13 protein-coding genes are annotated in these 12339 nt (G+C 36.3%); 7 read left to right on the top strand and 6 right to left on the bottom strand.

The window, feature by feature from the left end:
* Positions 1 to 37: 37 nt before the first annotated feature.
* The 5 genes from PHX18_05030 (at position 38) to PHX18_05010 (ending at position 4671) form a co-directional block, all read left to right on the top strand.
* Positions 38 to 691: a flagellar basal body-associated FliL family protein gene (locus PHX18_05030; protein ID MDD3593972.1), complete on the top strand. Its 654-nt coding sequence runs from the start codon at positions 38 to 40 to the stop codon at positions 689 to 691.
* A 9-nt stretch (positions 692 to 700) separates the two neighbouring features.
* Entirely contained in the window at positions 701 to 1753 is a 1053-nt protein-coding gene (gene fliM / locus PHX18_05025; GenBank protein MDD3593971.1) for a flagellar motor switch protein FliM, read from the top strand.
* Positions 1754 to 1772: 19 nt separating this feature from the next.
* On the top strand, positions 1773 to 2810 hold the full coding sequence (gene fliN / locus PHX18_05020) for a flagellar motor switch protein FliN (GenBank protein MDD3593970.1): 1038 nt from the start codon (positions 1773 to 1775) through the stop codon (positions 2808 to 2810).
* Between the two features lie 9 nt (positions 2811 to 2819).
* Positions 2820 to 3812, top strand: coding sequence for a tetratricopeptide repeat protein (locus tag PHX18_05015; GenBank protein ID MDD3593969.1), 993 nt, complete (start codon positions 2820 to 2822; stop codon positions 3810 to 3812).
* Between the two features lie 358 nt (positions 3813 to 4170).
* Positions 4171 to 4671 carry a hypothetical protein gene (locus tag PHX18_05010; GenBank protein ID MDD3593968.1) on the top strand — a complete coding sequence of 167 codons (501 nt, stop codon included), beginning with the start codon at positions 4171 to 4173 and terminating at the stop codon, positions 4669 to 4671.
* Positions 4672 to 4741: 70 nt separating this feature from the next.
* Here PHX18_05010 and PHX18_05005 read toward each other — a convergent pair whose 3' ends face one another.
* A complete protein-coding gene (locus PHX18_05005) occupies positions 4742 to 5050 on the bottom strand; it encodes a hypothetical protein (GenBank protein MDD3593967.1) in 309 nt (102 codons plus the stop codon).
* 245 nt (positions 5051 to 5295) lie between these two features.
* Between PHX18_05005 and PHX18_05000 the strand changes: the two genes are divergently transcribed.
* Positions 5296 to 5538, top strand: a complete 243-nt coding sequence (locus tag PHX18_05000; protein ID MDD3593966.1) for a hypothetical protein — start codon at positions 5296 to 5298, stop codon at positions 5536 to 5538.
* On the opposite strand, the gene PHX18_04995 is transcribed toward PHX18_05000, so the two are convergent.
* From PHX18_04995 to PHX18_04985, 3 genes are read right to left on the bottom strand one after another with little or no spacing between them, the layout of a single operon-like run.
* Positions 5527 to 6762, bottom strand: a complete 1236-nt coding sequence (locus tag PHX18_04995) for a hypothetical protein (protein ID MDD3593965.1) — start codon at positions 6760 to 6762, stop codon at positions 5527 to 5529. The genes PHX18_05000 and PHX18_04995 overlap by 12 nt on opposite strands.
* A gap of 1 nt (position 6763) precedes the next feature.
* Positions 6764 to 7135, bottom strand: coding sequence for a response regulator (locus PHX18_04990; GenBank protein ID MDD3593964.1), 372 nt, complete (start codon positions 7133 to 7135; stop codon positions 6764 to 6766).
* Positions 7128 to 8894, bottom strand: a complete 1767-nt coding sequence (locus PHX18_04985; GenBank protein MDD3593963.1) for a hybrid sensor histidine kinase/response regulator — start codon at positions 8892 to 8894, stop codon at positions 7128 to 7130. Before PHX18_04985 ends, PHX18_04990 begins: the two co-directional genes overlap by 8 nt.
* Before the next feature lie 401 nt (positions 8895 to 9295).
* Here PHX18_04985 and PHX18_04980 point away from each other — a divergent pair, with 401 nt between their 5' ends.
* Positions 9296 to 10549 carry a TolC family protein gene (locus PHX18_04980; GenBank protein MDD3593962.1) on the top strand — a complete coding sequence of 418 codons (1254 nt, stop codon included), beginning with the start codon at positions 9296 to 9298 and terminating at the stop codon, positions 10547 to 10549.
* A 49-nt stretch (positions 10550 to 10598) separates the two neighbouring features.
* On the opposite strand, the gene PHX18_04975 is transcribed toward PHX18_04980, so the two are convergent.
* Complete coding sequence (locus PHX18_04975; protein MDD3593961.1) at positions 10599 to 11597, bottom strand: GGGtGRT protein; 999 nt, start codon at positions 11595 to 11597, stop codon at positions 10599 to 10601.
* A 12-nt stretch (positions 11598 to 11609) separates the two neighbouring features.
* Positions 11610 to 12311, bottom strand: coding sequence for a hypothetical protein (locus PHX18_04970; protein ID MDD3593960.1), 702 nt, complete (start codon positions 12309 to 12311; stop codon positions 11610 to 11612).
* Positions 12312 to 12339: the final 28 nt, after the last annotated feature.

Genomic DNA, 12339 nt, shown 5'->3' with positions numbered 1-12339 from the left:
AATAATAGTGTTTTAATAATTGAAATTGGAGATTAAGATGGCTAATCCGACAAAACCAAAAGACGCAAAACCAAGAGCAGAGTCAGAAGATATGGAACACATTACGACTCAAAAACCTCCTTCGTCAGGTGGTCTGAGTCCTGTAATTCTTGCAGTTATTATAGCGGTAGTGGTATCACTTATTACTGTCGGAGCGAATTATTATATTATGCATGTTACTTTAGGTCAGAAGCTGGCGGGTCTTTCTTCCTCCGCAGAAGGAGAAGAAGCTGCCGCAGAAGAGGAAGATGCTGCTCCTGAAAGAGGAATTATACTTGACTTAGGTGAGTTTATTTTAAACCTTGCAGATACAAATGCAAGAAAATTTTTAAAGGTTGACGTTGCAATAGAATTGAGTAAAAAAGAAACTGACCCGTCTCCGAATGCCAAACCGTCAGGCGGCGGCGGACATGGACATGGCGCTGAACCTGCTGCTGATCCAATGAAAGAAATAGAAGCTGAAATGAATCAATATAAGCCTGCTATAAGGGATTCCGTTATTTCTATTTTATCGAGTAAAACAGCAGAAGAGCTTGCTACCACTCCGGGAAAAGAACTTGCTAAAGAACAGATAAAGGAATCTATAAATTCAGTATTTGACGGGGACCGTGAGGTTTTGAGAGTTAGTTTCGGAAGCTTTTTCATACAGTAAGGATGATAAATGAACGCAGAAATAGATATTCTATCACAAGATGAAATAGATAATTTACTGGAAGTTTTAAAAAGCAGTGATGATTTAGAAAATAACGAAGCGTTTCAGGAACTCCAGAAAAAGAAAGCTATGTCTGTTTATTCTGAAGATATGTCTATTTATGATGAGAAAAAAGGCTATAAACTCTATAATTTCAGACGTCCTGATAAATTTTCAAAAGATCATCTCAGGGCTTTGCAGGATATTCACAAAGAATTTTCAAGACAATTTTCATTGGTGCTTGCAGCTTATTTGCGGATGCCTATTGAAATTAATATTATTTCTGTTGACCAGCTCACCTATGATGAATTTACCCGATCTATGCCATCCCCTTTAACCATTGGTATTGTGGAATTTGACCCTTTAAACGGACAAATTTTAACAGGGCTGAGCCATGAAGTTATAACAAGTGTTGTTGACAGAATGCTTGGCGGCGTCGGTAACGGTGAAGATATACCCAGGGAATTGACCGATATTGAAGAATCACTTGCAAGAAAAGTTTTGGAACGTTTAATAAAGTCGCTCGAAATAGCTTGGAAAAATATTATTCCGGTTAGAGGAAGTGTAATTGATATCGATAACAGCTATTCCTTTATTCAGGTATGCAACCCGGGAGAAATCGTTGCCCTTGTTACTTTTGAAGTGCAGATATCCAATAAACAGGCAGGGCTTTTGAGTTTATGTTTCCCTTATCCTGTTTTGGAAATTGTTTTAAGCCAGTTAAGTTCACAACATATATTTCAGGCAAAAGGCGTTATGGCTACTCCCGAGGATCAGGAAAACCTTCTTGAACATATTGAGAAAGCCGATATCGGCTTGAATGTTTTATTTGGTGAAACTGATATTTCTCTGAAAGATTTTCTCGATTTAAAAGAGGGAGATGTGGTAAAATTAAACAATACGGTAAATGAAAATTTATTGGTATGTGTAAACGGTGAAAGAAAATTTTATGCACGTCCGGGTACAAACAGGAAGTATTTAGCTATAAAGATTACTGATGTTTACACACAAAGTGATAATTAATTAGAAGAATGGAGCAAATATGAGTGAAAGTTTTAACCAGGAATTGATTGGTAAATTAAAATTGAAAAATGTTCAAATGGAAGATTTGCAAATTCTTTTAGAGGTTTTAAATAAAACAACCTGTGATAGCGCTTCCATCTTTTCTATGCTCTTGAATGAGCCTGCGCAGCTGCTGCTTACCGATATTAAAGAAGAAAAAAATGTCACGGCTTTTTATAAAAATTTAGGCGACGGTGTAAGTGCCGAAATTAATTATGAGGCCGGTATTAACGGTGTTTGTGCTTTTAATTTACTTACGAAAGATGCTCTTTTGATATCCAACTCTCTTATGGGAGCAAAAATGGATGAAAAAGAAACAAAAGAAGCGGAAATAGGAGAGCTGCAATTAAGTATTCTGTCAGAAACTTTCGGGCAATTTTCCACCAAAATTACTGAAAATCTGGCATCAGTTTTGGAAACTAAAATAGGTGCGCTTTCCCCTGCGGTGAAAGTATTTACGGCTAAAAAACCGAATATATCCTCGACTTTGGCAGAAGAAGAAATTCTTACGGTAGAATATGATTTTGAAATCGGTGCCGATTATAAAAGTAAATTCTATCAGATTTTACCTCTGTCTTTGGTGCATGGAATATGTGAAGCGTACAAACTTGCTAAAATCCCGAACTATGAAATTCTTAAAAACTATGCGGAAGACGGCGGACAGGCTCAGCCTAAATCAAAAGCCTATAACAACGAAACCGTTACCGTTCAGCCTGTGAGATTTTCGCCTTTTGATAACGCTCCGCATGTTACTTCAGAGGGTAAAAATTTGGACCTGCTTATGGATATTAAGCTTAAATTAACCGTGGAACTCGGGCGGACTGAACTGCCTATTAAAAAAGTACTCGAACTCGCAAGAGGCTCTGTTATTGAACTTGATAAAATTGCAGGTGAGCCGGTGGAACTTTATGCAAACGGTAAACTTATTGCTAACGGTGAAGTTGTAGTTATTGAGGATAATTTCGGACTTAGAATAACGAGTATTTTAAGCCCTGATAACAGATTAAAAAACCTATAGTGTATAAAAATGGAATTCTTTAAATTTTCTTTAATAGCAACTTTGATAACAGTCGCATCAGGCATTGTAATGTGGCGGTTTGCTGAAAATGAAACTACTTACAGCGATTTGTACAATGAAGGGCTTGCTCTGTATAAAAAAAGGCAATATCATCCTGCTGTCAAAGAATTTTTAAGCGCTATTAAGAAAAATCCCGGCAGATATCAGGCTTATTATAATTTGGGCTTGAGTTATCTTAATATTGACAAATATGACAAGGCTAAGGAAAGTTTTTTGAAAGCTATAGAATTGAACCCTGCTGATATTGACAGTGTTTTTAACCTTGGAATTATAGCTTTAAAAAACAAGGAATATGAAGACTCTTTGAATTATTTTAAAAAAGTGATTGAAGCTAACAGCGAAGATTCTGACGCCTATTTTAATATAGGATATATTAAATATGAACAAAATGAGTTTGAAGAAGCAAAAGAAAATATTGAAAAATCAATCGAAATCAGTCCGGAAAAAACCGACTATAAAATGTTTTTTATAAAAGTGCTGGAAAAAATTACCGATATGCAAATAGATGAAGAAGCTGTTGTACGATTACTTGAAGTATGTAATGAAGTTTTAGAAATTTATCCCGATGATGAAGAATTGGTTTATAAAATAGCTGTTACACATGCGAAAAACGGTGATTGGGAAAAATCAGTGCGCTATTGCGAGAGAATTATTGCCAAAAATCCTAACTCTGCCAGAACTTACGGTCAATATGGCTTGGCTCTTTATTGCAAAGGCGAAGTTAACAAAGCGATAGAAATGTATGAAAAAGCATTAAAATTAAATCAAAATGACCCTATAACATTATCAAACCTTGCGTTCGCATACGATAAAATAGGAGATAAAGAAAGCGCCATGGAACTTTTGAAAATGTTTATCAAGACCTATCCTAAACATGAAATGATAGACCTTGTGAAAGATTTCTTAAAAAGATTGACTAACCCCGAAGAAGAAAACGCGTAAGCAGAGTGTGAAGCCTGAAAAGACTTGCCGAAGGGCAAGGCTTTGTAGGGCAAAACCGTTCTATGGCGACGTAGGATAATTGAGCCTCGAGCTTGCGGATTTTCGCAATGACGGCAAAATAACCTCTGCAACTTCACAGCCTCCCAGCTTCTTAGCTTCCTAACTTCCCAACTTCTTTCCTATGGATTGCTTCAAATGCTTGCGCATTTTCGCAATGACGGCAAAATAACCCTTTCACCTCTTAAGCCTAATCCCATCTTCTTAACAAAAATAAATATATTTGATATTTCCAGGCAATATATTTTGTATATTCTTTTTTATTAAACTAAGAGAGCAAAAATTTTTTGGAGAAGAGAGCATGAGTATTTCAGACACAAGTTTTTTAACAATGTTAAATGCCATTAAAAAAACTAACATTTTTACAACAAACAAAACACAAAACGCTAAATCGACAACCGCTGCAGCTAATTCACAGTCATTATTCACACAAAAAGATGAAGAAGAATCAACAACCAAACCAACCCAAAGTATGGCGGAAATGTCATCATCTGATTTTATCAAGTATGTTTATAATAATAATCAAAGTATAGCAAACAACGTAACAGCAACAGCAAGTAAAGCTTCGACAGGCGAAGGAACTTCTCAGGAAGTTTTGGATTCAAGAAAAGAAGACGGCGTGCAATTACCAAGATTAGTAAGATATAAAGCTCAGGTAGTTCTAACAACAGGTAAAACTCTTGACGAAGTTGTAGCCGCCATTAAAAAGAAATCCCCTGCAAGTTCCGAAATCGCCATTAAAGCGGAATTAAAACAAAAATATCCCGCAGCATCAGGCGGAAATCTTAATATGAATGCTTAACGATAAGAAAAATTACACTAAAAAAGCTGCAAAAGCAGCTTTTTTAGTGTGTATATTCAATAGAATTTATCTATACATCCATACATTTGTTAAAAAAGTTGATAGTCTTGAGCTTTTTTGTATATAAGTATTTGACAAAGCCTACATTGTTAAGAGAATTTGAAGATAAAACAATATTTATTTCAAACCCGTCCGAGCAGAAAGGTTCATAATCATAAATTACGTAGCTGTTATATTTGCTTTTCCACTCTTTTTTTTCAATATAGCAATTATTTTCGTAAGCTATAGCATCAAACCAATTTAACAATGTTTTCGGTACGTCATAAAATTCTGCAAAATATACCTCCGATGATTGCAAATTTCTCTGTCTGATTACCATTTCTCCTCCTTGAAAGCAAATTTTTCTCTCCAATTAAAGTTTAAGTTACGCTGCCTGGTTTTGTTATTGGTCGATTGTCCGATTATGGAGTTTAAAATTGAAATACAAAAATGAAAAATATAACCGGATAGTATAATTCAGGCATGCTGTTGAGTTGAAAATTTTTGAGATTATAAAAAATTCCCTTGATTGAGTATTGTTCTCATAGTATGATTTAATAAACGGTCGTCTAAGGAGAATTTTTAATGGATCAAATTACAAAAATCGCATGGGACTTAAATGAAAGCAGCGAAAACAGATATGAACTTGTATATCAAATAGCAGAGTTGGCAAAAAAAATGATTGACGAAATGCAAATGCGCCGCCCTACAGATGACTTTGGCGATTTTGACAATACTTATGAGTCTTCTTTAAAAAAAGAAAAACCTGTTCAGCATGCAATTATGATTAAAGCCAGTGAAAATGATGACGGCGAATTAGTCGGTTAGTACAGAAGCTTTTGAATTATAAATTTTTATATTACAGTTTAAACCGCTTATTTTTTCATTATACGCTTTTGAAAAAATAACGGTTTTTTCTTTGGCTAAAAGTTTTAATTTTTCAATTTGTTCGTTTGTATACAGGGTTTCAAAATAAATAACTTCAAAACCCTGATAATCAATAGCATTAACTATTTTTTCAAAGTTTAACCCTACATTTAAATCGCTCTGAATTTGTGTTACAGCTGCAATTCGGTGCTTTACAACCGCTTCTACCGATAATACCGATTTGTCCGTGCTTAAAAATTCTAATAACGCAAGGGCAAATGCGTTTGAATATTCTTCTTCTATACCTATAAGACAAGGGTCTTTGATAATATTGGAGAGTTTTTCGAGGTCTTTTATTTCAAAAGAAAAGTCGATGAATTTTTTCAACGGAGGAAAGATTTTTATTGAGAGGCGCTCGCCGTTAACCGTTTGCAAGGTAGACAGCAGGAAACAAAACCCTCTGTAGTGGTATGTTGCGGCTTTAAATTCTTCATCTTGCGCCATATTGAACAAACTTTTCAGTTCATTGGTAAATCTGTGCGTAAAAATAGCAGGTATTAATCCTTTTAAATCCTTATTAAAAAAGATGCTCAGTCCGTTTTTAGAGGTTTCCATCGTAACGGTTTTAGCATCTGATTTAATTGCGGAATCTAAAATTCCTTCCACTACTTTTTTGAATGACGTATCGTCCATATTTTCTTCAAAAATTTGACTTTGCCATTGCGGGGTATCGGCTTCTTCACTTCGGTAGAATTTTTCTATGGCGCGCTTTATGTCGCTTTGGGAAGACAAAACAGGTTCAATGGTAATATCCAGTGATTTCAGAAGCTGATTAATGGCAAATAAATCCAACGGGTCTGCCATTGCTATGGTTAAGACTTCTTCTATTTTGAACAGAGGTATAATTTTATATTTCTGAGCGTCTTCAACTCCGATAAAATGAAGGCAATGTTTGTCTATTTCATAATCGTTCAAATTAACAAAAGGGATGTGGAGTTTTTTCTCTATAAATTGCAAAAGTTCTTTTTCGGTTATAAATTTTTCCCGAATAAGTTCGACCCCTATATTGGTGGCATTTTGCGAAGCAGCATTTTGCGCCCGGGTGAGTTGTTCATAAGTTACAACGTTTTCCCTGACTAAATCATATTTTAACTTTTCCATTGTTTTGTTGGTTAAAAGCTGCATGCTACACCTTTAAATACTGCTTAATCTTATCAATAACAGCGGTAATTTCAAAGGGTTTTGTAATATATTCATCCGCTCCTGTTTCTTCTCCAATCAATTTATCCTCCTCTTGAGAACGTGCGGTAAGCATTAAAATAGGGATGTTTTTATATTTGCTGTCGAATTTCAACAGACGTGATACTTTATAGCCGTTCATTTTCGGCATCATAACATCCAAAAGAATTAAATCAGGAATATTTTCTTTGGCGTACATCAATGCTTCTTCGCCGTTATAAGCAACAAGCGTATTAAAACCTTCAGCTTCAAGCATAAATTGCATGGTTTCAACGATATCAGCTTCATCGTCTGCAATTAAAACAGTCTTTCTACTCATTTTCTTCCCCGAAGTCGTCATTTCCTACTAACATATTAACATTTTTTTCGTCCGTGTTAAATCCTTTAACTTTTGTTGAATATTCAGGCAGTACAAAAGAAAAAACCGACCCTTTGCTCTCTTCGCTCTCTGCCCATACAAAACCTTTATGCGCATTGATAAACTCTTTTGCAATGGGCAGCCCTAAGCCTGTGCCGCCGACTTTGCGGCTTAAGGAGCTTTCTATCTGCTGGAATTTATCGAATACTTTTGTCATGTTTTCTTTGGCAATACCTATCCCTGTATCTTGTACCTGCACCAGAAAATAATTTTCTGCCAGAGGTTCTTTGTTATATTCATAAAACTTTGATATATCAAGGTTTTTGGCTTGTATCTTGTCCAGAGTAATACTTACGCTGCCGTCTTTGCCTGTAAATTTGATAGCGTTTGAAGTTAAATTGGTAAGAATTTGTTCGACTTTTTGCATATCGGCATAAACCCGGGCTTCATCAATATTAATTTTCGCCCCAAAAGTAATATTTTTAGCTTCCGCCGTTGATTTAAGCGTTGAAATTACAAAATTAATAGGGTTAACAAGGTTGATTTCTTCAAACCTGTATTGCATTTTGCCTGCTTCTATCTTGGACAAATCAAGCAAATCATTAATAATACCCGAAAGTCTTACGACATTTCTATCTCCCATAGAAAGGAAGTTCTTCATCCCGTCCGTAAGCTCGCCTGATTTACCGCTGAGCATTATATCTATTGAGTTTTTGATAGCGGTAAGAGGAGTTCTCAACTCGTGTGATACTATTGACACAAATTCGGATTTGAGTTTTTCAAGTTTTTCAAGTTTAACGTTCTTATCCTGAATTTCTTCATAAAGAATAGCGCTCTCAAGCGGCAATGCCACCTGACTGACAACTGTTTGAAAACACGTTATATCTTCATTGGAAAGCTCGGTATCGCGCATAATTTCTACCGTGCCAAAAAATTTGTCGGAAGTTGATATGGGTGAGAATACACTTCCGTAACTCATAACTTCAAGGTCATACTTCCCGTTTTCCTGTTTAAAATTCACCTCCGTTCTGACTTTTTCTATATTTATTTCAAACGGCAGAGATTCATTTTTAAACATGGATTTATAAGCAATCATGGCACGCAATTTTAACGCCTGCTCAAGCCTTTTTGTTATAGGGTAATGAGAATTTATAATGAGGCTTATGTCATCAGGATTGTCCATTACAAGGGTAGAGCATAAAGAATAACTGATACTTTGCTCCAAGCCTTCATTCATAATATTAATAAGCCTGCGTTTGTTTAACGTCCCTGCAAGATTAGAATTGGTGTCGTATAAAACCTTCAGCTGATAAAACCGTTTGGCAAGTTCGCTGTTGTTGGCGGAGAAAATATCGAGATGGTTTTTTAAACGCAAATGCGCATTTACCGTTGCCACGAGGATATTTGGGTTAATAGGACGGGTAACATAGCCGTCGGCGCCTGAAAAAACTTCATCAATCTCAGCGTCTTTATTAACCAGCAAAATGATTTGGATGTCCCCGCCTTCGTCCTGAAGCCTGATTTTCCTGAGGGCAAATGCAATATCTTTTATCGCAGTGTAAGAACAAAGCAGCATAATATCAGGCACAAAAGCCGATATGGTTTCAAAAATTTTACTTTCATCACTCAAATACTCAACAATGTAACCTATTTCTTTTAAAGGGTTAACAATGTTGATAAAATCATCGCTTTGGTTTGAAAAAACTAAAATCTTAGGCATAGCATTATTATACGATGAATAATACGGCGCGCCAACTTATTACCCTTTATAACCTTATTCTTGCAAATTTTTCTTTACATATTCTTATAGAATGTATAAGAAATGGTGATAACTTAAAATATTCTGATACTGAGAACTTATCTAGTGTTTGATGTGGACGGATTTTAATTTTAAAACATAAAGTGAATAAAGTAGAAAAAATATTAAAGTTATAAAAAAAAGAAAGCCGCTCTATATGGGCGGCTACTAGACTTGGGGAGGAGGTTTGGAATATGACCTTATCGGTCTTTCCTTACTTGATTTATATATCGGCAAATTTTTTGAAAACTTTAATGTTTCTTTGAAAAACTCATATGTGTGATGTAGAATAATTTTTGTCAGAGTAATTAAGTTTAAGCGTTATGAAGTTCTATATCAGGCTTACGGCAATATTTTCAGCTATATTAATATTTCAACATCATGCAAATGCAACCACCATGTTTTTGGGCGGGATTGACGAAGCAATAGGAATTGCGGTTGAAAACTCACACGAGTTAAGAAGCGAACAAGCAAGATTTGGAATAAGCGAATCGAGGGTCTTTACGGCAAACAGCATACTTAACCCTGTAATTATTTCCGATAACGGTATAGCTGAAGAGACTTACCGCTTAGGTGTTCAGATAGTTATAGAAACGGCATCAAAAAGAAAAAAACGTACCGAAGCCGCTAATGTAGTGCTTGATATAACCAAAGAAGAAATAAATGCCAAAATACTTGATATAAAATCAAAAGTCAGAAAAGCATACATTGAACTTTATGCATTGCAAGAACAAGAAAAAGCTTCAATGGAAATTTTGAATACAATCGATGAATTGCTGAGAATAACACATGAAAAACAGAAAAAAGGTTTTTTGCGGGATGAAGAAATTTTGCAGATTGAAATTACAAGGATTAACACTGAAAATGAAATTGAAGACACAAAAATGGCAATCTTTAGGGCGCATACCGATTTAAATCTGCTTTTGGGACATGATGCGGGTGTCAAATATTCACTTGAAACCCCCAATTTGGCAGAAAGACTTACAAATATTCATAAACTTAGTCAGGAAGAGCATAGTCAGAATTTGGAAAAACTGCAAATAATTGCATACGAAAACCGCCCCGAACTAAAAATAGAACAAAATAACATTAAACTTGCCGTGAAACGTTTAGAAATAGCAAAAGCAAACCGAGTCCCCAATTTACTCTTGGCAGGCGGACCCGACATGGTAACAACTGACGGTACAAATCTCGGTGCTTTTATCATGGGTGCATTTGAGGTTCCTGTTTTCAACCGCCAGCAAGGACCTATAAAAGAAGCTGTAGCCCAAAGATACTATAGCGAAAAGAATTATGAGCTGCAAAAAAAAGAGATAACTAACGAAATTCAAGATGCTTACTCAAGGATAGTAGCGGATACGATTTTGATAGAAAAATATGAGAACAAACTTTTGCGAAAAGCAAATGAAGTTGTTGCAAAATCTAAACAAAGTTTTGATAAAGACAATAATGACATAATTTTGGCTATAATGGCACAGCAAGCCGCTATTAAAGTAAAGTATTCCTACATAACACTAATCAAAGATTATCAAAATGCAATAAGCGACCTTGAGCGTGCCATCGGTACAAGTATTTAGTAAAAAGCCCTATTCAATAAGAACAGGGCTTTTTTATAATGAATTTTAATTAATTCATAGCGTTTTGAACTGCAACTGCAACCGCTACTGTAGCTCCAACCATCGGGTTGTTGCCCATACCGATTACACCCATCATTTCAACGTGAGCGGGTACTGAAGAAGAACCGGCAAATTGCGCATCTCCGTGCATTCTTCCCATAGTATCCGTCATACCGTAGCTTGCAGGTCCTGCAGCCATGTTGTCAGGGTGAAGAGTTCTGCCTGTACCGCCGCCTGATGCTACAGAGAAGTATTTTCTTCCGTTTTCGTTGCACCATTTTTTATAAGTGCCTGCAACAGGGTGTTGGAAACGGGTAGGGTTAGTAGAGTTCCCTGTGATGGAAACGTCTACGCCTTCGTGAACCATAACAGCAACACCTTCTGAAACATCATCAGCGCCATAAGCTTTAACGCTTGCTCTTTCACCTGTTGAAAAAGGTTTTTCGCTTACGATATGTAATTTGCCTGTCGCATAGTCATATTCGGTTTCAACATAAGTAAAACCGTTGATACGCGCAATAACATAAGCGGCATCTTTGCCTAAACCGTTTAAGATAACCCTCAAAGGCTCTTTTCTTACTTTATTTGCATTTCTTGCTATACCGATAGCGCCTTCTGCGGCTGCAAAAGATTCATGCCCTGCCAGGAAGCAAAAACATTTTGTTTCTTCTCTCAAAAGCATGGAAGCAAGATTACCATGCCCTATCCCTACATCTCTTTGGTCGCCTACAGAACCGGGAATGCAAAAAGCCTGCAAGCCTAATCCGATATCACAAGCAGCGTCTACAGCTGTTTTTGTACCTTTTTTAATGGCAATGGCGCAACCTAAAGTATATGCCCATACTGCGTTTTCAAATGCAATTGTTTGAGTGCCTTTTACGATTTCATCAACATCAATGCCTTTTGATAAACATAAATCTCTGGCTTCTTCCAAGGATTTGAAGCCGTATTCAGGTAAAACTTTGTCTAATTTTGCCTGTCTTCTATCTTGTCCTTCAAATTTAATCATATTTCTATCCTCTTATTGTAATCTCGGGTCAATTGTTTTCACGGCGTCGTTAAATCTGCCGTAAGTTCCGATATTTTTTTCGTAAGCTTCTTTAGCGTCAACGCCTTTTTTGATTTGTTCCATCATTTTGCCTAAGTGAACAAATTTGTAGCCTATGATTTCGTCGTTTTCGTCCAAACCTGTTTCTAAGATGTAGCCTTCTGCTACTTCTAAATACCTTGGACCTTTTTGTTTTGTTGAGAAGATAGTACCTACTTGTGAACGCAAGCCTTTTCCCAGGTCTTCCAGCCCTGCACCTACAGGAAGTCCGCCTAAAGAAAACGCTGTTTGTGTTCTGCCGTAAGCAATTTGTAAGAATAATTCTCTCATAGCAACGTTGATAGCATCACAAACAAGGTCTGTATTTAATGCTTCAAGTATTGTTTTGCCGGGAAGGATTTCGCCCGCCATTGCAGCGGAATGGGTCATACCCGAACAACCAAGAGTTTCAATAAGAGCTTCTTGAATAATGCCGTTTTTAACGTTAAGTGTTAATTTGCAAGTACCTTGTTGAGGTGCGCAGCAGCCGCAGCCGTGAGTTAAACCCGAAATATCTGTTATTTCTTTAGACCTAGTCCATCCGCCTTCTTGAGGAATCGGAGCAGGTTCGCCTTTTACCCCTCTTTTTACGCAACACATTGATTCTACTTCGTGAGAAATCTGTATTGTATCCATCTAATTCTCCTTCTAATTTTTTTGTTTA

This window comes from Candidatus Gastranaerophilales bacterium, assembly GCA_028696075.1.
In the GTDB taxonomy this organism is placed as follows: Bacteria; Cyanobacteriota; Vampirovibrionia; order Gastranaerophilales; family JAILCC01; genus JAQVHS01.
The sequence above is the reverse complement of the archived record's forward strand: the minus strand, read 5'-3'. Positions and strand labels throughout refer to the sequence as shown.

What these genes read in the sequence shown, in the direction of transcription:
- PHX18_05030 (MDD3593972.1), top strand. Translation starts at nt 38, where the DNA reads ATGGCTAATCCGACAAAACCAAAAGACGCAAAACCAAGAGCAGAGTCA.
- fliM (MDD3593971.1), top strand. Translation starts at nt 701, where the DNA reads ATGAACGCAGAAATAGATATTCTATCACAAGATGAAATAGATAATTTA.
- fliN (MDD3593970.1), top strand. Translation starts at nt 1,773, where the DNA reads ATGAGTGAAAGTTTTAACCAGGAATTGATTGGTAAATTAAAATTGAAA.
- PHX18_05015 (MDD3593969.1), top strand. Translation starts at nt 2,820, where the DNA reads ATGGAATTCTTTAAATTTTCTTTAATAGCAACTTTGATAACAGTCGCA.
- PHX18_05010 (MDD3593968.1), top strand. Translation starts at nt 4,171, where the DNA reads ATGAGTATTTCAGACACAAGTTTTTTAACAATGTTAAATGCCATTAAA.
- PHX18_05005 (MDD3593967.1), bottom strand. Translation starts at nt 5,050, where the DNA reads ATGGTAATCAGACAGAGAAATTTGCAATCATCGGAGGTATATTTTGCA.
- PHX18_05000 (MDD3593966.1), top strand. Translation starts at nt 5,296, where the DNA reads ATGGATCAAATTACAAAAATCGCATGGGACTTAAATGAAAGCAGCGAA.
- PHX18_04995 (MDD3593965.1), bottom strand. Translation starts at nt 6,762, where the DNA reads ATGCAGCTTTTAACCAACAAAACAATGGAAAAGTTAAAATATGATTTA.
- PHX18_04990 (MDD3593964.1), bottom strand. Translation starts at nt 7,135, where the DNA reads ATGAGTAGAAAGACTGTTTTAATTGCAGACGATGAAGCTGATATCGTT.
- PHX18_04985 (MDD3593963.1), bottom strand. Translation starts at nt 8,894, where the DNA reads ATGCCTAAGATTTTAGTTTTTTCAAACCAAAGCGATGATTTTATCAAC.
- PHX18_04980 (MDD3593962.1), top strand. Translation starts at nt 9,296, where the DNA reads ATGAAGTTCTATATCAGGCTTACGGCAATATTTTCAGCTATATTAATA.
- PHX18_04975 (MDD3593961.1), bottom strand. Translation starts at nt 11,597, where the DNA reads ATGATTAAATTTGAAGGACAAGATAGAAGACAGGCAAAATTAGACAAA.
- PHX18_04970 (MDD3593960.1), bottom strand. Translation starts at nt 12,311, where the DNA reads ATGGATACAATACAGATTTCTCACGAAGTAGAATCAATGTGTTGCGTA.